Source organism: Collimonas sp. (assembly GCF_035566555.1).
Classification (GTDB): Bacteria; Pseudomonadota; Gammaproteobacteria; order Burkholderiales; family Burkholderiaceae_D; genus Collimonas.
Genome location: NZ_DATMRB010000180.1, coordinates 1 through 19,954 on the forward strand (window position 1 = coordinate 1; position 19,954 = coordinate 19,954).

Annotated in this window: 17 protein-coding genes and 1 riboswitch; of the genes, 8 read left to right on the forward strand and 9 right to left on the reverse strand. The window is 62.6% G+C overall.

The genetic code is table 11. The features are described from left to right. From VNZ65_RS22725 to VNZ65_RS22735, 3 genes are all read left to right on the forward strand, one after another. Positions 1–547 (forward strand): J domain-containing protein (locus VNZ65_RS22725; protein WP_325673128.1); only part of this gene is annotated, 547 nt, incomplete at its 5' end. 174 nt (positions 548–721) lie between these two features. After that, on the forward strand, positions 722–2,158 hold the full coding sequence (locus tag VNZ65_RS22730) for a chloride channel protein (protein WP_325673130.1): 1,437 nt from the start codon (positions 722–724) through the stop codon (positions 2,156–2,158). Then, complete coding sequence (locus tag VNZ65_RS22735; RefSeq protein WP_325673132.1) at positions 2,155–2,802, forward strand: class I SAM-dependent methyltransferase; 648 nt, start codon at positions 2,155–2,157, stop codon at positions 2,800–2,802. The genes VNZ65_RS22730 and VNZ65_RS22735 overlap by 4 nt, the downstream gene beginning before the upstream one ends. A 124-nt stretch (positions 2,803–2,926) precedes the next feature. On the opposite strand, the gene VNZ65_RS22740 is transcribed toward VNZ65_RS22735, so the two are convergent. The 8 genes from VNZ65_RS22740 to VNZ65_RS22775 form a co-directional block, all read right to left on the reverse strand. After that, a complete protein-coding gene (locus VNZ65_RS22740; protein WP_325673134.1) occupies positions 2,927–5,200 on the reverse strand; it encodes a mechanosensitive ion channel family protein in 2,274 nt (757 codons plus the stop codon). A 134-nt stretch (positions 5,201–5,334) separates the two neighbouring features. After that, positions 5,335–6,312 carry a D-erythronate dehydrogenase gene (denD, locus tag VNZ65_RS22745; protein ID WP_325673137.1) on the reverse strand — a complete coding sequence of 326 codons (978 nt, stop codon included), beginning with the start codon at positions 6,310–6,312 and terminating at the stop codon, positions 5,335–5,337. Between the two features lie 40 nt (positions 6,313–6,352). Beyond that, entirely contained in the window at positions 6,353–7,141 is a 789-nt protein-coding gene (gene otnI, locus VNZ65_RS22750) for a 2-oxo-tetronate isomerase (RefSeq protein ID WP_325673139.1), read from the reverse strand. A 34-nt stretch (positions 7,142–7,175) separates the two neighbouring features. Further along, positions 7,176–8,498 carry an MFS transporter gene (locus tag VNZ65_RS22755; protein WP_414649202.1) on the reverse strand — a complete coding sequence of 441 codons (1,323 nt, stop codon included), beginning with the start codon at positions 8,496–8,498 and terminating at the stop codon, positions 7,176–7,178. A 54-nt stretch (positions 8,499–8,552) separates the two neighbouring features. Continuing rightward, complete coding sequence (locus VNZ65_RS22760; RefSeq protein ID WP_325673141.1) at positions 8,553–9,200, reverse strand: aldolase; 648 nt, start codon at positions 9,198–9,200, stop codon at positions 8,553–8,555. Next, complete coding sequence (otnK, locus tag VNZ65_RS22765; protein WP_325673143.1) at positions 9,197–10,504, reverse strand: 3-oxo-tetronate kinase; 1,308 nt, start codon at positions 10,502–10,504, stop codon at positions 9,197–9,199. The genes VNZ65_RS22760 and otnK overlap by 4 nt, the downstream gene beginning before the upstream one ends. A 3-nt stretch (positions 10,505–10,507) precedes the next feature. After that, positions 10,508–11,413, reverse strand: a complete 906-nt coding sequence (ltnD, locus tag VNZ65_RS22770; RefSeq protein ID WP_325673145.1) for an L-threonate dehydrogenase — start codon at positions 11,411–11,413, stop codon at positions 10,508–10,510. A 13-nt stretch (positions 11,414–11,426) separates the two neighbouring features. Then, positions 11,427–12,185 carry a FadR/GntR family transcriptional regulator gene (locus tag VNZ65_RS22775; RefSeq protein ID WP_325673147.1) on the reverse strand — a complete coding sequence of 253 codons (759 nt, stop codon included), beginning with the start codon at positions 12,183–12,185 and terminating at the stop codon, positions 11,427–11,429. 267 nt (positions 12,186–12,452) lie between these two features. Here VNZ65_RS22775 and VNZ65_RS22780 point away from each other — a divergent pair, with 267 nt between their 5' ends. The 5 genes from VNZ65_RS22780 (at position 12,453) to VNZ65_RS22800 (ending at position 19,015) form a co-directional block, all read left to right on the forward strand. Beyond that, complete coding sequence (locus tag VNZ65_RS22780) at positions 12,453–13,610, forward strand: ABC transporter substrate-binding protein (protein WP_325673149.1); 1,158 nt, start codon at positions 12,453–12,455, stop codon at positions 13,608–13,610. A gap of 31 nt (positions 13,611–13,641) precedes the next feature. After that, a complete protein-coding gene (locus tag VNZ65_RS22785) occupies positions 13,642–14,814 on the forward strand; it encodes an HPP family protein (RefSeq protein WP_325673151.1) in 1,173 nt (390 codons plus the stop codon). A 43-nt stretch (positions 14,815–14,857) separates the two neighbouring features. Further along, positions 14,858–15,112: riboswitch (cobalamin riboswitch) on the forward strand. 97 nt (positions 15,113–15,209) lie between these two features. Next, positions 15,210–17,093, forward strand: a complete 1,884-nt coding sequence (locus VNZ65_RS22790) for a TonB-dependent receptor plug domain-containing protein (RefSeq protein WP_325673153.1) — start codon at positions 15,210–15,212, stop codon at positions 17,091–17,093. A 109-nt stretch (positions 17,094–17,202) separates the two neighbouring features. Then, positions 17,203–18,195 carry an iron ABC transporter permease gene (locus tag VNZ65_RS22795; protein ID WP_325673155.1) on the forward strand — a complete coding sequence of 331 codons (993 nt, stop codon included), beginning with the start codon at positions 17,203–17,205 and terminating at the stop codon, positions 18,193–18,195. Between the two features lie 10 nt (positions 18,196–18,205). Beyond that, complete coding sequence (locus VNZ65_RS22800) at positions 18,206–19,015, forward strand: ABC transporter ATP-binding protein (protein ID WP_325673157.1); 810 nt, start codon at positions 18,206–18,208, stop codon at positions 19,013–19,015. 34 nt (positions 19,016–19,049) lie between these two features. Here VNZ65_RS22800 and VNZ65_RS22805 read toward each other — a convergent pair whose 3' ends face one another. After that, positions 19,050–19,892 (reverse strand): cobalamin-binding protein, encoded by an 843-nt coding sequence (locus VNZ65_RS22805; protein ID WP_325673159.1) that lies wholly within the window; start codon positions 19,890–19,892, stop codon positions 19,050–19,052. Positions 19,893–19,954: the final 62 nt, after the last annotated feature.

Genomic DNA, 19,954 nt, shown 5'->3' on the forward strand with positions numbered 1-19,954 from the left:
CGGCCGCGAAGGCGCCGGCAAACGCAGGAAATCGGCCAAGGCCGCGGCCAGGGAAGCCAGGCAGCAGGAAGAATTGCAAAACGCCAGCCAGTCGGTGCGCGAAGTCTATCGCAAGCTGGCCAGCGCCCTGCATCCCGACCGTGAGCAGGATCCGCTGGAACACGCGCGCAAGACCGCGCTGATGCAAAGGGTGAATATCGCCTATGACAAGAAAGATCTGCTCGGCTTGCTGGAACTGCAGCTGGAAATCGAGCAGATCGACCAGAGCCGCATCAATTCGCTGTCGGAGCAGCATCTGCAGCACTACAGCAGGGTGCTGACGGAACAGTCGGCGGAACTGCGCGACGAGATTGCCGGGCTGGAGGCAGAGTTCCGGATGCGCTTCAACCTGGGATTGCAAGAGGCCATGTCGCCGCTGCTGGCGATGCGGCATCTGAAAAGCGCGGCCAAGGGCATCCAGCAGAACATCCACGCGCTCAAGAATGACTTGCTGGCGTTTGAAGATATCAAAAACATCAAGGCCTGGCTCAAAAGCTATCACATCTAGGTGGCCATTCTCCCTGGCGCGGCACCCTCCAATCGAGACGATAAATTGTGTTTTTATCACCTCCCGGCAGGGCCAGCCTGCCGCGCCTGCGCCGGCCTGATCGATGTAAGGATGGCCAATTTGGCGGGAATTGCGCAGGGATAATTTATAATCATGTCTTTGCGCCCAATTCCAATGAATCCGCTCCCCCCCAGTTTTTCCGATCAGACGCTGCGCCAGGTGCGGCGCGCCTGGCGTAAATACGGCATTTTGTGGATGGGGGCGGTGCTGGTCGGCCTGGTGGCGGTGCTGTATGCGTGGCTGATGGATGTCGGCTTCGGCATGTTCCGCTCCATGCAGCAATCGCATTTCTGGCTGCCGCTGTTTATCACGCCGGCGGTCGGCGCGCTGTGCGTATGGGCCACGCGCCGGTTTTTCCCCGGTGCCGAGGGCAGCGGCATCCCGCAAGTGATCGCCACGCTGGAAGAAGACACCACCCGGCGCGGCCAGTCGCTGCTGTCGGTCAAGCTGTTGCTGGGCAAGATAGGCGTCTCCTTCATCGGCATCCTGGGCGGCTTCACCATCGGCCGCGAAGGTCCGACAGTGCAGGTCGGCGCGGCGCTGATGTTCAATCTGCGACGCCTGTATCCGCGCGCCAGCGCAGCGCTGGAGCGGCGCCTGATCCTGGCGGGGGCCGCGGCCGGCTTGTCGGCGGCATTCAATACGCCGCTGGCCGGGATCGTGTTTGCGATTGAAGAATTGACGCGCAGCTTTGAACACCGGGCCAGCGGCGTGGTGATTACCGTGATTATTTTTGCCGGCGCGGTAGCCTTGGGCTTGAATGGCAACTATACCTATTTCGGCACCATCCATATCAACAGCGCGCTGACTGACATGCTGGCGCTGGCGGTGCTGGTGACCGGGATTCTTACCGGCATCGCCGGCGGTTTTTTTTGCTGGCTGCTGCTCAATACCAAGCGCTGGATTCCAGCCCGGCTGCAAGATCTGCGCAGCAACCGTCCGATTGCTTTCGGCGCGCTGTGCGGCCTGGCGGTGGCGCTGATCGGCATCATCGCCGGCGGCGCCACTTTCGGCAGCGGCTATGTCGAGGCCAAGGGTTTGCTGGAAGGGCATCAGCAGCTGTCGGTGTTTTATCCGTTCCTGAAGATGGCGTCGATGGTGTCGTCCTACCTGCCGGGGATTCCGGGCGGGATTTTCGCGCCGTCCTTGTCGATCGGCGCCGGTTTCGGCAATCTGCTGCACCAGGTGTTCGGCAATACCTCGCTGGAGATGCTGATTGCACTGGCGATGGTGGGCTATCTGGCGGCGGTGACGCAATCGCCGATCACTGCTTTCGTGATCGTGATGGAAATGATCAACGGCCATGCCCTGGTGATCTCGCTGATGGCGACGGCGCTGATCGCCAGCCGGGTCTCGCGGTTCTTTGCGCCGCCGCTGTATGACGCCTTGTCGGAACGTTACCGGGTCGCATGCGCCGCGGCGATGCCGGCGCAGATTGAAATGCCGCAAACAGGAATTGAAGAAGTGAAAGAAACAGTAGAAGTGAAGGAATTGAACAATGAGCAGAACAGTGAGCAAGACGGTGAACAGGAAAGCGGAAGCAAAAAATGATTAATACCGATATGGCGGCGTATTACGCCAAACGTGCTGCAACATATGAAGAGATTTACCAGCGCCCCGAGCGCCAGGATGAACTGCTGACCTTGCAGGTCAGGGTGCAGGAACTGATGGAAGGCCACGACGTGCTGGAACTGGCATGCGGCACCGGCTTCTGGACCGAGCAGATCGCCGCCACCGCGAAATCGGTGCTGGCGACCGACATCAATCCGGAAATGATTGCGCTGGCCGAAGCCAAGCAGCTGCCGGCCGGCAAAGCCACGTTTGCATTGCAAGACATCAATACCTTTCAGACGGACCGCAAGTTCAGCGCCTGTTTCCTGGGCTTCTGGTGGTCGCACGTCGGGCGCCAGGACCAGGTCCGTTTCATCGCCCAGCTGCGCGAAAAACTCGGCAAGGACATCTTGCTGGTGATGATAGACAACGGTTACGTCGAAGAGCAGAGCACGCCGATCGCCCGCACCGATGCCGAAGGCAATACTTACCAGTTCCGTACCTTGCCCAACGGCGAGCGCTACGAAGTCATGAAGAACTTCCCGACCGACAGCGGCCTGCGCAAGAAGCTGTCGCCGATCACGCGCGAACTGCGCATCCTGCGGCTGGAGTACTACTGGCTGCTGAGTTGCCGCATCAAATAAAGTTTGTTGTAGGGTGGGCACATCGTGCCCACGCGTGAATTCTCTCCGTGCGGATGTCTAATTCGGTATTGCGTGTGCCTGTGCTCCGCTTCTCGAGGTAACGCGTGGGCACGATGTGCCCACCCTAGGCGCGGGCCGCAGGCGCTTGCGGCGGAGAGTCGGACGGCGTCGCAGCATTGGAAGCGTCCACCGCAGTCAGCGGAAAATTCGCCCATTCGGTGGCGAAGTGCACTTTCGGATCGTCATCCACCTTTTTCTTGATGCGCAGGTTGAAGCCGCGCATGACTTCGCTCTGGGTCTGCGGCTTGGTGCGGATGCCGGCCAGCAGCGCCACGCCGTTCAAGTCGAAACCGTTGACCCCGTAGATTTCGATCGGCTGCAGCAGCAGCCGCCGCAGGCGGCGGTCTTCCAGCATCTCGGCGCCGGTTTCGCGCATCAGGCGCAACGCCTGGTCGACATCGGAATCGTGGGTGATGCTCAGCTTGAGCGAGGCATAAGTGTATTCGCGCGAATCGTTCTTGATCGCCGTGATCTGCGAAAACGGCACGCTGTGCACCGAGCCGTTGCTGTCGCGCAGGCGCACGGTGCGGATGGTCAGGTTCTCGACCGTGCCGGCATGGCCGTTGCCGACATCGACCCAGTCGCCGACCGACATCGAATCTTCCATCAGGATGAAGACGCCGGTGATCAAGTCCTTTACCAGCGATTGCGAACCGAAGCCGAAGGCCAGCCCGACCACCCCGGCCGAAGCCAGCAGCGGCGTGACGTTGATGCCGAGATTGGCCAGCGTGGTGATCACCGTGATGGTCAGGATCAGCAGCATCAGCGCATTGCGCAACAGGGGTAGGATGGTGCGCATGCGGGTGCTCGGGTTCTTGCGCGCATAACGGCTGTTGCGGGTCGGATTGATGGATTCCTGGATGAAGGTGTCGAGCAGGATCCAGACCAGCCAGGCCACTACTAGCGTGAGGCCGATCTTGCCCAGCGCCGAGACGATCATCTGGCCGATCAGGGTGGCGTTGGCGAACTCCAGCAGCGAATGTTCCCAGATCCTGGTCAGCAATTCAAAGAAACCAATCCACAACGCCAGTTGCAGCAGGCTGAAGCCGACGTTGCTGAGGCGCAGGATGTAAGGCGATTGGCGCCTTGCCGCGCCTGCTCCCGCGGTCGTCCTGCGGGCGCGTATGCGTTGCAGTAGTGCACTGATGAAAAACATGGCGATCAATAATGCCGCGCTGGCCAGTGCATGATTGAGCGCTGAATTGTTGCTCGACAAATCGAGGATGGTGGCGACGCTGACGGTGATGCTCAACAACAGTATCGGTACATACCAGAAGGCGGCGACCACTTCCAGCGTCTCCATGCGCGCCGGGTGGTCACGCCGCACTGCCAGCGGCCGGTTGCGGATAATGTGCGCCACCGGGCGCCGGAACAGCAGGGCGAACACGCCGCCCAGTATCGCCGCCACCAGGCTGGCTAGTGTCGCCACTACGCCGGCCAGGTGGACGCCGATGATCTGGTTCACATGAGGATTGTCCAGGGCATCGCCGAGCCAGCCGGCGCAGCCGATCACAAACAGCAGGTTGAAGCCGCGCTGGTACAGGATATGTACCGCGACCATGCGATGGCCGCCGTGCGACAGCGAAAAAATGATGGCGCAGATGGCCTGGAACAGGCGCGCGCCGACCAGGGTGTACAGCAATACTGTGGCCAGGACCCGTCCCAGCGATTGTCCGTGCGCAGCATCCAGGCTGATGGTTACCGAGATTTCCACCACCAGCGCCAGCAGCAGCGGCGCGATGTGACGCCATATATACAGCAGCAATTCCTTCATGCTGGGATCGGACGACAGCGTCGTATCGACATTGAAATGCCGTTGCACCCGCTTGCCGATATAGTGCAAGGCGATCGCGACCGCGCCGAACAAGGCTAGCATTTCGAAAAAGCCTGCAAGCGCCTGCCATCCGGTTTCCGATTCCTGGCGTTGCAGGATGGTCGACAGATCTTGCCAGGCCAGTGAAAACTGTCGGTTCCAGAATTTTTCCGGCGTGATGACCTGGTGCAGATGCGCCTGGAAAGCGTCGAGGCTATTGGAAATCAGGCCGATGAAGCCCTTTTGCTCGGGAGAGGCCTTGCTGTTCTGCTGCTCGGCCTGGATCAGTGTGGCGACCAGAGTGCCGGTGCCGGGACTGCTTTGCAGCACCTTGGACAGCGAGTCCAGCGGCGATGGTGCGCTAGCCGAAGCGGCCGGCGCACTGGCTGCGGTGCTGGCTGCAGTCTCGGCGCTGGCAGCGGCTGCGGCCGCCCGAGCCGGAGCGCCGTTTGCCAGCAGCAGGCAAAGCAGCAGCAGCGAGGCCGATAGCAAGCGGACTAGGTGCTGGAAAGAGCTGGTCTTCATGTCGGCTTGGCAAAAGTCATAAAGTGACAATCTTACCGTACCGCCGCCCTGCCTAGGGCATGAGCAGGTTGAATCCCTACATGTCAAAAAGACATCGTGCAACCGGCTGCGGCCATGCCGCTAGCCGCTGTCGCTCAGGCTACCGGCAAATCGTCTTCGATATAGGCGCGCACCACCTCGTCGAAGTTGCCGTCGCCGGCGAAGCCGAGGTCGAGCGCGCGGCTGGCGTCCCAGGCTCCCGGCCAGCTAGAAATGATGCGGTCTATGGCGGGGTCATGCTTCCATTCAATGCGCGCGGCGACTTCCTTGCCGGCGACGCGTTCCAGCGCTGCCACCATTTCAGCGACGGTGACTGAGATCCCCGGCAGGTTGATGGTCCGGCTTTTGCCCAGGATATCGGCCGGCAGCGCATAGCCGTGGATCAGGCAGGCGATCACCTTGCGCGGCGACAGCAGCCACAGGCGCACATCCGGCGCCACCGGGCAGACCGCCGGCTGCCCATTCAGCGGCTCGCGGATGATGCCGCTGGCGAAAGAGGAGGCGGCCTGGTTGGGTTTGCCGGGACGCACGCTGATGGTTGGCAGGCGCAGCACGCGGCCATCGACGAAGCCTTTGCGGCTGTAATCGTTGAGCAGCAGTTCTGCGATGGCTTTTTGCGCGCCGTAGGACGATTGCGGATTGAGCGCGGTGTGATCTTGCACCACAGGCGGCAGGACGCCGCCGAATACCGCCACCGAGCTGGTGAAGATCACGCGCGGCACATGGCCGCAGGTGCGGCAGCGTTCCAGCAGCAGCCGCGCGGCATCCAGGTTGATGCGCATGCCGAGATCGAAGTCTGCTTCCGCCTGGCCGCTGACAATCGCCGCCAGGTGGAAGACCGCCGCGGCCTGGCTGGTGATCACCCGTTCCAGCAGGGCGCTGTCGATGATGTCGCCGGTGACTTGTTCGATGCGGCTGTCGTCGAAGCCGCTGGCGGCGACCACGTCGACCAGGACGATCTTGCTGATGGTTTGCAACTGGCCGCTGCGGTCCGGCAGGCTGCCTTGCTTGAGCAGGCTGCGCGCCAGGCGCTGGCCGAGGAAGCCGGCGCCGCCGGTGATGACTACTTGCATGATGTTCCTTTATTCAATCGTGTTTGTCTCATGTGTGTATTTACAGCCAGGGCTTGAGCCAGCCCAGGCCGGCAGAAGTGGCGCCGCGCGGCCGGTATTCGCAGCCGACCCAGCCCTTGTAGCCGAGCGTGTCGATCAGCTCGAACAGATAGGGATAATTGATCTCGCCGCTATCTGGCTCATGCCGTTCCGGCACGCCGGCAATCTGGATATGGCCGATGCCGGCCTGCGGGCGCAACATGTCGCGCTTGAGCTTGACCGCCAGGTCGCCTTCGACGATCTGGCAGTGATACAAGTCGAACTGCACTTGCAGGTTGGCGGCGCCGACCTCGGCGCAGATCGCCTGCGCCTCATCCTGGCGATTCAGGAAGAAGCCGGGAATGTCGCGCGTATTGATCGGTTCGATGACGATGGTGACGCCATGCACGGCGGCCTGGGCCGCGGCATAGGCCAGGTTTTCCAGGTAGACGGTACGGTGGCGGGCGCGGTCCTGCTGCGGCTGGATCAGGCCGGCCATCACGTGCAGTTTGCGGTTGCCCAGCGCTTGCGCATATTCCAGGCCGGTGGCGACGCTGCGTTTGAATTCATCTTCGCGTCCGGGCAAGGAGGCCAGACCGCGTTCGCCGCCCGCCCAGTCGCCGGGCGGCGCGTTGAACAGCGCCTGGCTCAGGCCGTTGTCCTGCAGTCTTGCCTGCAGTTCAGCGGCGGCATGCTCGTAGGGGAACAGGAACTCGACACCCTTGAAGCCATCTTTGGCGGCGGCGGCGAAGCGGTCGAGGAAAGCATGTTCGTTGTACATCATGCTTAGGTTGGCGGCGAAACGTGGCATTGCGGACTCCTGGAATTTTCTTGGAAAATAAGCGTTATCGATTGACCATTTTAGGCGGTGTCTTCAGGATCGCAATGGCGCCGATCACCAGCATCCCGGCCAGCATGAACATGCCGGTTTCGTTGTTATGCGTGGTGTCTTTCAGCCAGCCGACCAGGAAAGGACTGACGAAGCCGGCCAGGTTGCCAACCGAATTGATCACCGCAATGCCGGCGGCGGCGCCGGTGCCGGACAGGAAAGCGGTCGGCAGCGACCAGAACAGCGGTGAACAGGTCAGCACGCCCATGGCCGCCAGCGACAGGAAAGCAATCGCGATCACGGTATTGTCGGCGGCCAGCGCCGAGACGACGAAGCCGACCGCGCCCAGCAGGGCCGGCACGATCAGATGCCAGCGCCGTTCCCGCGTGCGGTCGGAGCGGCGGCCGATCAGGATCATGGCGAATACCGCGCAGAGGAAGGGAATCGCGCTGATCAGTCCGATCTTGAAATCGCCCACCACGCCGGAAGCCTTGACCAGCGTCGGCAGCCAGAATGTCAGGCCGTACTGGCCCATGACGATGCAGAAATAGATCAGGCACATATGCCAGATGCGGATGTCCTTGAACACGGCCGCGGTCGTTTTAGGGCTGTGCTTGTCCTTCTGGTCGGCGCGGATTTCCGCTTCCAGGAAATCCTTCTCTGACTCCGTCAGCCACTTGGCCTTGCGGATGCTGTTGTCCATCACGAAGAACACGGCGATGCCCACCAGCACGGCCGGCACCGCTTCGATCATGAACATCCATTGCCAGCCATGCCAGCCGCTGGCGCCATGGAAAGCCTGCATGATCCAGCCCGACAGCGGGTTGCCGAAAATGCCGGAGATCGGTATCGCCGCCATGAAGGTGGCCACTACCTTGGCGCGCCGGTGCGAGGGAAACCAGTAGGTCAGGTAGAGGATGATGCCGGGATAAAAGCCGGCTTCCGCCACGCCCAGCAGGAAGCGCAGGAGATAGAACTGGGTCGGCGTCTGCACCCAGGCGAAGCAGGCCGACAGCAGGCCCCAGGTAATCATGATGCGGGCGATCCACAGCTTGGCGCCGACCCGGTTCATGATCAGGTTGCTGGGCAGTTCGAACAGGAAGTAGCCGAGGAAGAAAATGCCGGCGCCGAGGCCGAAGATGGTTTCGCTGAAGCCCAGGTCTTGCGACATCTGCAGCTTGGCGAAGCCGACGTTGACGCGGTCCAGATAGGCCACCACGTAGCACAGCATGATGAATGGCACGAAGCGCCAGAATACTTTCTTGTACAGGTTTTCTGCCTGCTCAGCCGGCAGGCTGGCGCTGGCCGGCATGGCCTGCTTGTTGATCGTTACGGACATCTTGTCTCCACCAATGTGATTTTTTAGAATGCGGATGTTTCTATTGTCTGAAACTTACCAGCGTGCGCCAAATACCCGATACAGCTCGTCCAGGGCCGCGGCGCTGAGCGGCTCCGGTTTGTTTTCCAGGAGCAGCCAGAGCCGCGCGGTTTCTTCCAGTTCCTCCAGCGCGAACGCCGCCTGCGAAACGCTTTCATGCCACAGCACCGGCCCCAGCCGTTCCAGCAGGACGCCGCGCACCGAAGTCGCCAGCGACTTCACTTGCTGCGCCACTTGCGGATCGCCAGGACGGCAGTAAGGAAGCAAGGGAATCTGTCCGACCTTCATCACCTGATACGGTGTGATTGGCGGCAGCACGCACTGCTCGTGCCAGACGCCGGCCAGCGACAACGCCACCAGGTGGGTCGAATGGGTATGCACCACCGCTTGCGCCTGCGGGTTGTTGTCGTACACCGCGCGATGCAGCGCCAGCGTCTTCGACGGCTTGTCGCCATTGACCCATTTGCCGCTCAGGTCGACCTTGGCGATCTGCGCCGGCGTCAGGCGACCGAGGCAGGCGTCGGTGGGCGTGATCAACCAGCCATCGTCCAGCCGGGCGCTGATATTGCCGGCGCTGCCGACGGTGTAACCGCGCTGATACAGGCTGGCGCCGGTTTCGCAGATTTCGGCGCGCAGCGCCTGTTCTTTCAATGCCGTGTTCATAGACGTGTTTCCCCCAGCTGGCGCAGCGCTTTTTCAAAGAAATCCACGCTGCCGAAATTACCGGACTTCAGGGCCAGCGCCAGCGCCGGGGAGCCGTCGGCGGCTATCGATGCTGTCGCCGGCACCCCGGGATCGATTTGCGCGCCTATGCGCAGCGCCTGCACGCCAAGCGCCTTGACCACTGCGCCAGAAGTCTCGCCGCCGGCAATCACGAAGCGTCGCACGCCGCTGGCTTGCAAGGCGACCGCGATGTCGGCCAGCGCCTGTTCGATCAGCTGGCCGGCCCGTTCGACGCCGAGCTCGGCCTGCACTTGCCTGACCTGTTCCGGCGTGGTGGTTGCGTAGATCAGCAGCGGCTGTTGCGTGAGATGTTTCTCCGCGAAAGCCAGGGCTTGCGCCACCACCGGTTCGCCACGCGCCAGCGCAAGCGGATCGAGGCGGAACGCCGGGCGCTTTTCCATCCATGCGGCGACCTGTGCATTGGTCGCCTTCGATGCGCTGCCGGCCAGCACCACCGACCAGCCTTCGACGCTGGGCAATGTACTGGCTTTTGCACCAGGCTGCAGCAGGCCGGCCTTGACGAAATTGGCCGGCAGGCCGAGTGCAATGCCTGAACCGCCCGTCACCAGCGGCAACTCCGCACAGGCGGCGCCGATGGCGTACAGGTCTTGGTTTTCCAGCGCATCGACGATCGCCATCCGTACCCCCTGCTTGCGCAGACCGGCGATTTCCGCATGGATCTTCTCGCTACCCAGAGCTACCGCCGGATAAGCGATCAGCCCGACCTTGGACGGCGTCTGCTGCTGCAGCACGCGCACCAGGTTGGCGTCGGTCATCGGCGTCAGCGGATGATTCTGCATGCCCGATTCGTTCAGCAGCTGGTCCTGGATGAACAGGTGGCCGCGATACAGGGTGCGTCCGGTTTCCGGGAACACCGGGCAGGCGATGGTGAAATCGCTGCCCAAGGCCTGCAGCAGGGCGTCGGTCACGGGGCCGATATTGCCCTTGGCGGTGGAATCGAAAGTAGAACAGTATTTGAAGAAGAACTGGCGGCATCCCTGCTGTTGCAGCCAGTCCAATGCGGCCAGTGAATCCGCCACCGCTTCGACAGCCGGGACCGTGCGCGACTTCAGCGCCACGACGATGGCGTCGACATCCTGCGGCGCCGTCGCCGGCACGCCGATGGTCTGCACGGTGCGCATGCCTTCGCGCACCAGCATGTTGGCGAGATCGGTGGCGCCGGTGAAGTCATCGGCGATGCAGCCGAGCAGAGGGGGTGATGTGGTATTGGATTGCAGCGGCATGCCTTACTCCTGCGCTGTCGGCTGTTTGCCTGGCAAATCAATGCCGGGGAAGATCTTGATCACGGCGGAATCGTCTTCGCCGCCATGGCCGGCGGTCGATGCCATCATGAACATCTGATGGGCCGCTGCCGACAATGGCAGCGGGAATTTGCTGGCGCGCGCCGTATCCAGCACCAGTCCCAGGTCCTTGACGAAAATGTCGACTGCCGAGAGCGGCGTGTAATCGGCTTTCAGGATGTGCGGCACGCGGTTCTCGAACATCCAGGAATTGCCGGCGCTGTTGGTGATGACTTCGTACAGCGCATCGGCATCGACGCCTTCGCGCAGGCCCAGCGCCATCGCTTCGGCGGCAGCGGCGATGTGCACGCCGGCCAGCAGCTGGTTGATGATCTTGACCTTGGAACCGACGCCGTGGGCGTCACCCAGCCGGTACACCTTGCCGGCGATCGCCGCCAGCACCGCTTCGCCCTTGGCGTAAGCGGCGGCGGGGCCGGACGTCATCATGGTCATTTCACCGGAAGCGGCACGCGCAGCGCCGCCGGAAAGCGGCGCATCCAGAAACAGCAGCTGCAGCGCGGCCAGCCGTTCACCCAGCGTGACCGCATATTCCGGCGCCACCGTGGCGCTGGCGATCACCAGGCTGCCGGGCCGCATCGCCGCTGCCGCGCCTTGCTCGCCGAACAGCACCTGTTCGGTTTGCGCGGCGTTGACCACCACCGTGATCACCACCTCGCACAACGCACCCAGTTCAGCCGGCGTGCTGCAGACGATGCCGCCTTCGCTGGAGAACTGCTGCAATACTTCCGGCCGCACATCGCAAGCATGCGTGCGCAAGCCGGCGCGCAGCAAAGAACGGGCCACGCCCAGGCCCATGGCGCCGAGGCCGATAACACCTACATTGATAGTCATTTTCTGGTCCTGATTAACGGGTTTTGGAAGTGCTCTTGGCTTTGGTTTGCGGCGCTGTCTTGGCTATCACTGCGCCTTGGGAAAGGCGGCGCGCCGCGTTGAACATGTGGTTTTGCGCGGCATTGCGCGCCGCCAGCGCGTCGCCGGCGGCGATGGCGGCAGCAATGGCGGCGTGTTCCTCATACACCTGGCGCATGAAATCGTCGCGCCGCGCTTCATTGCTGCGGGTGACGGCGGTGGCGGCTTCCAGGTACTGGCTGAGGAAAGCCAGCGTCTGCAACAGAAACGGATTGCCGGTGGCTTCGGCGATGCTGCGATGGAACATCACATCGGCCAGCACACCGTCGCCGCCGGCATTGACGTCGGCTTCAATGCCTTTGAGCGCGCTTTCGATCGCTTTCAGCTGACGCGGCGTGCGGCGGGTGGCGGCCAGTGCCGCCACTTCGGCATCGATGGCGCGGCGCAGCTCGACGATCTGCAGCACCGCGTCGGCCGAGGAGGCCTGGTCGAACTGGATGCGCAGCGGCCGCAGATGGCCCTGCTCGCTGACATACACGCCGCTGCCCTGGCGCGGTTCGACCGCGCCTTCATTCTTCAAGCGGGAAATCGCCTCGCGCACCACAGTGCGGCTGACGCCGAACTGTTCCGACAGCGCCGGCTCGGTTGGCAATTTCGCGCCAGGGCCGAACTCGCCGGTTTGTATCTTTTTCAGCAATTCCTGGGCCACGGTGTCGCTCAGGGAAGTGCGGTTGGCATTCAGTTTATTGAACATGGTGTCTCGTCCGCCTGCATATTTTTATCGTAATGTGACCATATCATCATACGAATTATCGGAAAAATCAAGGACTGTTGCAACGATCCCTGATAATCAATTACTTGCTTTGGGTTAATGATTGACGCAGTTTTATTGATTAACATCCCTCCATCAGCTGGAAATCCGCATGCCGGTGGCGAGTGCTGTTCGTGACATTCCAGTAAAATCCTGTCCTTGTGGAAACGTACTAGTAACCATTGCCGTCGCCGTCAGGATCGCTATTCAATGAAAAAACTCATGCGCAGCTGCCTCGCCCCCATCGCCATGCTGGCAGTCTGCGGACCAGCCGCAGCGCAGATCCGGATCGGCGTCGACATCGCCGTCACCGGCCCGGCAGCCGCCATCGGCGCACCGACCAGAAACGCCATCCTGTTATGGCCGAAAGAGATCGCCGGGCAAAAGGTCGAGTACATCATCCTGGACGACGCATCCGATCCCACCAACGCGGTGCGCAATGCGCACAAGCTGATCAGCGAAGAAAAGGTCGACCTGATCGTCGGCCCGAATACCACGCCGGCGGCGCTGGCGCTGCTGGATGTGGTGGCCGAGTCCGGCACGCCGATGCTGGCGCTGGCGGCTTCGGCCTCTATCGTCGAACCGCAGGATGCCAAACGGGCCTGGGCCTTCAAGCTGCCGCAGAACGATACGCACATGGCTACCATCCTGACCCAGCACATGGCCGCTAACGGGATTAAAACGGTCGGCTTCATCGGCTTTGCCGATGCCTACGGCGATAGCTGGTGGCGCGAGTTTTCGCATCTGGCCGAGCTGCGCAAGATCAAGGTGGTCGCCAGCGAACGCTATAACCGCAACGACAGCAGCGTCACCGGCCAGATTCTGAAGATCATGGCGGCGCAGCCGGATGCGGTGTTGATCGCGGCGTCGGCGACGCCGGCGGTGCTGCCGCAAAAGACCCTGGTCGAACGCGGCTACAAGGGGCGGATCTACCAGACCCATGGCATCGCCACCGCCGATTTCCTGAAGGTCGGCGGCAAGGATGTCGAAGGCACTTTCTTTCCGACCGGCCCGGCCGTGGTGGCCAGGCAGCTGCCGCTGTCCAATCCGGTCCGGAAGACTGCGCTGGATTTCACCAGCCGTTATGAAGCCGTCTATGGCGCTGGCACCATGACGCAGTTCGCCGCCGATGCCTGGGGCGCCTACATGCTGATCGCCAATGCGCTGCCGCAGGCGCTGCAAGCGGGGCAGCCTGGCAGCAAGCAGTTCCGCGCCGCTCTGCGTACCGCACTGGAAAACACGCATGACCTGACGATTCCGCAAGGGGTGGTCAACATGAGTGCGAAGGACCATGTCGGACTGGACCAGCGCTCGCGCGTGATGGGACGCATCGTCAACAATAAGTTCAGCTACGCCTACGGTGGCTGAACCCTCGTCAAGAAAATCGAAAGCAAAGAAGATGAATTCCTTGGGCTTGTGGTTGCGCGGCTTTATTCCCGCTCCCGTGGCGGTCAATGCCACCGAACGCCTGCGTGCCTGTTGCGGCGCCTTGCTGGGGATTTTGCTGACAGGGCTGGTGAGCCACTGGGTGCTCGGCCCGGGTGCTCCCTTGCCGCTGCTGATCGCCCCTATGGGCGCTTCTGCGGTGCTGCTGTTCGGCGCGCCGGCCAGTCCGCTGGCGCAGCCCTGGTCCATCATCGGCGGCAATCTGGTGGCAGCCGTGATCGGCGTGGCCTGCGCGCGCTGGGTCCACGACCCTGTGTTTGCGCCGGCGCTGGCGGTGTCGCTGGCGATCGGCGCCATGTTTGCCTTGCGCTGCTTGCATCCGCCCAGCGGCGCGGTGGCGCTGACGGCGGTGCTGGGCGGGCCGGCGGTGACCGGCCTGGGCTTCCATTACATCTTGACGCCGGTATTGCTGAATTCATTCCTGCTGCTGCTGGTGGCGCTGCTGTTCAACAACGCCACCAAGCGCCGCTATCCGCACAGCGCTCATCAGGATCCGGCCAAGCTGCACAAGACCGTCGACCGGCCCAGCGGCGCCCGGGTCGGCTTCACGCAGGAAGACCTGGACTACGTACTGCAGCAATACAACCAGGTGCTGGATGTCAGCCGCGACGATCTGGAAAGCCTGATCCTGCAAACCGAAATGCACGCCTACCGGCGCCGCTTCGGCGCCATCACCTGTGCCGACATCATGTCGCGCGATGTGGTCAGCGTCGAGTATGGCACCTCGCTGGAAGATGCCTGGGCCTTGCTGCTGAAGCACAGGATCAAGGCGCTGCCGGTCATCAACCAGGCACGGCGCCTGGTCGGCATCGTCACCCAGACCGATTTCATGCGCCAGGTGGATTTACAGCTGTATGCCGGCGTCGACCAGCGCCTGAAGCAGTTCCTGCGGCGCAGCACCGGTATGCATTCGGACAAGCCGGAAGTGGTGGGGCAGATCATGACTGCGGCAGTGAAGAGCGCGGCGTCGGCCATGCATATCGTCGAGCTGGTGCAGCCGCTGTCCGATTCCGGCATCCACCATATCCCGATTGTCGACGATGAAAACCGGCTGGTCGGCATGGTGACCCAGTCCGACATGGTGGCTGCCCTGTATCGCGGCAACGCCAACCTGACATCAGTTTAACCACACTTTAGACCGCGGCAATTGCCGCCAGGCCGCGCCGGCCTTACAATGGCGGGGTTTTGGTGCACGCGGACATGTCCATGTCCGCAGTTAAACGGGAAACACGGCGCCAGGCGGCCTCCAGCCGCCAGCCAACGTGTGCTGCCCCCGCAACGGTAAACAAGCGCCGCCAGTCCCTGTCCAACAGGATGCGACAGGCGGCAGAGCGCATCTCATGCCACTGTGTAGCGGTTTTACATGGGAAGGTTATGCGCCCCGACTTGTTAGCCCGGATACCGGCCAGATCAGGGGGAGCGAGGTAGCGGCGGGGTCACGTTTGTGCCACGCCCTTGCCTGGCGACTGTTGCAACCGGGCTTGCGGGGAAGCAGGCCGGGGACTCTTATCGTATCCAAACATGACCTTATCTTTATCACGCCGCTCCGGCGCGACCCTGAAGCCGCTCGCGCTGGCTGCCGCCATTCTTTCCTGCAGCGTTGGCTCTGCTGTCGCTCAAACCGTCCAGGAGCAGAGCCTGGTGCCGGTGGTGGTGACCGCCGCCCGCGTCGAACAGCCGCAAACCGATGCCTTGCCGCACACTACCGTGATCAGCGCGGAAGACATCCGCAATTCGCAGGCGCCTGATTTGCCGGCCTTGCTGGAGCGCCAGGCCGGCATCCAGATTACGCGCGTTGGCGGCCCCGGACAGCAGGCCTCGCTGTTCATGCGCGGCGCCAATACCTCGGAAACCCTGATCCTGATCGATGGCGTGCCGATCCGCCGCCAGGCTTCCTACGGCTTGCCGGCCTTGGAAAATATCCTGCCTGAGCAGATCGACCATATTGAAATCGTGCGCGGCAACGTCTCGGCGATCTACGGTTCCGGCGCCATCGGCGGCGTGGTGCAGATTTTCACTAAGCGTGGCAATGGCGCCCCGGCCTTCAATGCGTCGGTCGAAGCCGGTTCGCGCGGCACTTATCAAGGCAATGTCGGCGTCAGCGGCAAGAGCGGCGATACCCGTTACGCCCTGGCTCTGACCCGTTTCAAGACCGACGGCTTTTCGGCGCAGAACCCGCAGCAAAGCCCGAACGTCAATCCGGACCGCAACGGCGACGGCAACACCAGCATCTCGGGATCGGTATCGCAGGAATGGAGCAAGGGCAATGAAATCGGCGCGCGCATCTATGCCAACGACGCCAAGTACACCTTTGACGATGCTTACGGCACGCCGACCGACCAGAACCGGGGCCATTCCAAGAGCCAGTCTTTCGCCGTCTACTCCAAGAACAATTTCACCCAGGACTGGACCTCGACGCTGACGCTGTCGCAAATCGTCAACCGCGACAACCTCGACGACCTGACGCAGTTCGGCAACAGCAGCAATGGCTACAAGAGCACGCAGAACTTGCTGCAGTGGGCCAATGAATTGCGCTTGTCGCCAATGTGGACTGCAACTGCCGGGGTTGACGCCGGCCGCGAAAAGGCAGACGTCGACTCGAACAGCAGTTACGGCAATTCCAGCAACAGCTATTCGCGCTCGACTTCCAGCGTGTATGCCGGCGCACTTGGCAAGATCGGTCCGCATCAGCTGCAACTCAACCTGCGCCACGACGATGTCGGCGGTTCCGGTTCGGACAATACCGGCTACCTCGGCTACGGCTATGCGCTGACCGACAGCGTCAAGCTGATCGCCAATGCCTCGACTGCATTCAACGCGCCGACGCCGGTGCAGCTGTATGACCCGCTGTACGGCAACACCAACCTCAAGGCCGAGCGTTCCAAATCCTATGAACTGGGCGTGCAGTACGCCGCCGGCGCTACCTTGTTGCGCGCCACCTTGTTCGATACCCGCACGCGCGACCAGTTCGGCTACGATCCCGTGACCTTCCAGACCATCAATATCGCCCGCGCCAAGAACCAGGGGCTGGAACTGAGCGCCAGCGCGACGCTGGCGGAAATCGACTGGCGCGCCAGCCTGACGCTGCAGAATCCGAAAGATGAATCGACCGGCAAGACCCTGGTGCGGCGCGCCAAGACGCTCGGTTCCTTCGGTGCAGCGAAGAGTTTCGGTGCCTGGCGTATCGGCACGGATGTGCAGTACACCGACAGCCGCACCGACATTCCCGGCAACCCGCAGCTGGCGCCGTACTGGCTGACCAACGCCAATGTGCGTTATCAGCTGACTAAACAGACTTCGGTGTATGGCCGTATCGAAAACCTGTTCAACCGAGACTATCAGACCGCTTATGGTTACAACCAGCCATCACGTGGCCTGTTTGTTGGTGTAAATTGGCAGCAATAAGGTAGGGTGGGCACAGCGTGCCCACGCGTTATCTACGCATATAAAAGGTCCTTCGGGAATCAGGCTTCACGCGTGGGCAGGTTCTGCCCACCCTACATAGAGTTCGCCATTGACTAGCATTACAACACTGCGCCGCGCCATCCTGATCCTGTGCTGCCTGACGGCAGTCGCAGGGTTGGCGTTGTCGCTCGCGGTGTTGTGCGGCAGCAGCGGCTGTGGGCGCCCATTGGTGGCCGATCAGATTTATTTTTCCTTGCGCCTGCCGCGCGCGCTGACGGCTTTCATCGTCGGCGGCCTGCTGGCGCTGGCCGGGGCTTTGATGCAAGTGTTGCTGCGCAATCCCCTGGCCGATCCATATGTACTGGGTTTGTCCGGCGGTTCCGCCGCCGGCGCCTTGACGGCCCTGCTGGCGGCCAGTCATTTCGGTTTCATGGGCGATACTGCCGCCGCCGTCGGCGCTGCCCTCGGCGCGGGGCTGGCGGTATTGCTCTTGTTCGGCCTGGCGCGCCAGGCTTTGCGGCGCCTGCCCAGCGTGGCCCAGCACAGCGGCCATCGCCTGATTCTTACGGGCGTGATGATCGCCGCCGGCTTTGGCGCGATCGTGACGCTGGTGCTGACCCTGGCGCCCGACGCGCAGCTGCGTGGCATGCTGTTCTGGCTGATGGGCGACCTCGAAGACGGCCGCCTGCTGCTGCCGGCGGCCTTGCTGTTGCTGCTGCTTTTGCTGTGGAGCGTGTTCAAGGCGCAGCAGCTCAATCTGCTGGCGCGCGGCGAGGGTTTTGCCCAGCTGCTCGGCGTGCCTGTGTTGCGCTTGCGCTGGATGACCTTGGCGGCAGCGTCGCTGGCGACCGCCGCCGCGGTGACGGTTGCCGGTACGATCGGCTTTATCGGGCTGGTGGTGCCGCATGCGGTCCGCCTGCTGGTCGGCAACGACCAGCGCATCCTGCTGCCGGCCAGCGTGCTGGCCGGCGGCGCCGCGCTGGCGCTGGCCGATCTGGCTGCACGTACGGTGGTGGCGCCGACGCAGTTGCCGGTAGGCGTGATTACCGCCCTGGTCGGCGTGCCGGTGTTCCTCTGGCTGCTGTCGCGCAGCCGCGCATGAGGACGCATTCATGAACGAATTCAGCGCACCGTTGCTTGCTGTCGAACAGTTGAGCGTCAGTGTAGATCATAGAATTTTGTGCAAGCAGCTGGACTGGCAAGTGATGCCTGGCCAGTTCTGGTGCGTGCTGGGCCGCAATGGCATCGGTAAAACCACGCTGCTGCATACGCTGGCGGGCCTGGCGCGGCCGGCCGGCGGCCGCGTGGCGATCCAGGGCAAGCGCATCGACCGCATCCAGCCGCAACAGCTTGCGCGTCTGCGCGGCTTGCTGGCGCAGCAACAGGCTGATGCTTTTTCCAGCAGCGTGCTGGCGGCGGTGATCGCCGGCCGTCATCCCTACCAGTTCGGCTTCGGCTGGGATCGCGAGGAAGACCGCGCCCAGGCCATGCAAGCCTTGCAGCAGGTCAGGATGGCCAGCTTCAGCGAACACGACGTGATGCGTTTGTCCGGCGGAGAACGGCAGCGGGTGGCGCTGGCGACGCTGCTGACGCAGGATCCGCTGCTGCTGATGCTGGATGAGCCGACCGCGCATCAGGACGCGGCGGCACAAATTGTGGTGATGGAATTGCTGCATAAGGTAGCAAATGCGCCGCCGCGGAAAAAGGCGGTGATCGCCGCCTGCCACGACATCAACCTGGTGGCGCGCTACGCCAGCCATGTGCTGTTGCTGGGGGATGGTCAGACCTGGCAGGGCAGCGTCGACAAGGTGCTGCAGCCTGAACTGCTGCAGGCGGCCTTCGGTTGCCGGTTTGAAGTGGTGGATAACGGCAGGCAGCGCATGTTCATGCCGCTGGCAGATACGGCTGCGGTATCAGTCTGAATCTCCGCAAGATTTTTGCGAAAGCAAGTTGCTGTCAGTGGCGGTGGCTGCGTGCCAGGTCCAGTTTCTGGCACAGCTCGGCGGCGCCGTCGAGTATGCGCGGGCCGGGCCGGCTCATCCAGTTCGGCGTCAGCGTAAAAAGATTGTTGCCGGCTACCGCCGCCAGCTTGGGAAAGCGGCGCCAGCCGGTATCCGGGGCATTGCCGCCGTCGGCAGAAAAGATGACTTCCGGATTGGCGCTCAGCACAGCTTCGGTGCTGACGACGGGCGCCAGTTGCGGCAGCTGGCCGAATATGTTTTCCCCGCCGCACAGGCGGATCACGCTGGATACCATGTGCTTGCCGTTGAGGGTCATCAAAGGTTTTTGCCAGATCTGGTAAAACACCCGCACCGGCGGCCGTTGCTGATACGTTGCCGTCAGCTGCGCCAGCCGGGCGCTGAAATCCCGGGCTGCAGCTGCACCCTGGTCCGGAACGCCGGCCAGCTGTCCCAGCCGTTGCAGTGAAGATGCGATTGCTTCGAGCTGGCGCGGTTCGCTTTCAAATACCGGAATGCCGAGCGCGCGCAAGCTGGCAAGCTGGCTGGCGGAATTGCCGCTGCTCCAGGCCACCACCAGATCCGGTTTGAGGCTGACGATGCGCTCGATATCCAGCGCGCTGCTGCTGCCGACCGAGGGCAGCTTGGCGGCGGCCGGCGGATAGTCGCTGTAGTCGCTGACGCCCACAACGTCAGCGCCGGCGCCGGCGGCGAACAGCAGTTCGGTGGCGTGCGGCGCCAGGCTGACGATGCGATGGGCAGGCTGTGGCAGGGTGACCGCATGCTGCGCATCGTCTTGCACCGTGACGGCTGCGGCCAGGGCGGCAAGCGGGGCCGCCATACTGGCTAGGCAGAAGGCCGTCGCTGCAGCCAGCATCTGCGTCCGTCGGTAGGCGGAAAGGC

Bases quoted from the DNA above. Each gene is read 5' to 3' on its own strand.
- VNZ65_RS22730 (WP_325673130.1), top strand. From the start codon at position 722: ATGAATCCGCTCCCCCCCAGTTTTTCCGATCAGACGCTGCGCCAGGTG.
- VNZ65_RS22735 (WP_325673132.1), top strand. From the start codon at position 2,155: ATGATTAATACCGATATGGCGGCGTATTACGCCAAACGTGCTGCAACA.
- VNZ65_RS22740 (WP_325673134.1), bottom strand. From the start codon at position 5,200: ATGAAGACCAGCTCTTTCCAGCACCTAGTCCGCTTGCTATCGGCCTCG.
- denD (WP_325673137.1), bottom strand. From the start codon at position 6,312: ATGCAAGTAGTCATCACCGGCGGCGCCGGCTTCCTCGGCCAGCGCCTG.
- otnI (WP_325673139.1), bottom strand. From the start codon at position 7,141: ATGCCACGTTTCGCCGCCAACCTAAGCATGATGTACAACGAACATGCT.
- VNZ65_RS22755 (WP_414649202.1), bottom strand. From the start codon at position 8,498: ATGTCCGTAACGATCAACAAGCAGGCCATGCCGGCCAGCGCCAGCCTG.
- VNZ65_RS22760 (WP_325673141.1), bottom strand. From the start codon at position 9,200: ATGAACACGGCATTGAAAGAACAGGCGCTGCGCGCCGAAATCTGCGAA.
- otnK (WP_325673143.1), bottom strand. From the start codon at position 10,504: ATGCCGCTGCAATCCAATACCACATCACCCCCTCTGCTCGGCTGCATC.
- ltnD (WP_325673145.1), bottom strand. From the start codon at position 11,413: ATGACTATCAATGTAGGTGTTATCGGCCTCGGCGCCATGGGCCTGGGC.
- VNZ65_RS22775 (WP_325673147.1), bottom strand. From the start codon at position 12,185: ATGTTCAATAAACTGAATGCCAACCGCACTTCCCTGAGCGACACCGTG.
- VNZ65_RS22780 (WP_325673149.1), top strand. From the start codon at position 12,453: ATGAAAAAACTCATGCGCAGCTGCCTCGCCCCCATCGCCATGCTGGCA.
- VNZ65_RS22785 (WP_325673151.1), top strand. From the start codon at position 13,642: ATGAATTCCTTGGGCTTGTGGTTGCGCGGCTTTATTCCCGCTCCCGTG.
- VNZ65_RS22790 (WP_325673153.1), top strand. From the start codon at position 15,210: ATGACCTTATCTTTATCACGCCGCTCCGGCGCGACCCTGAAGCCGCTC.
- VNZ65_RS22800 (WP_325673157.1), top strand. From the start codon at position 18,206: ATGAACGAATTCAGCGCACCGTTGCTTGCTGTCGAACAGTTGAGCGTC.
- VNZ65_RS22805 (WP_325673159.1), bottom strand. From the start codon at position 19,892: ATGGCGGCCCCGCTTGCCGCCCTGGCCGCAGCCGTCACGGTGCAAGAC.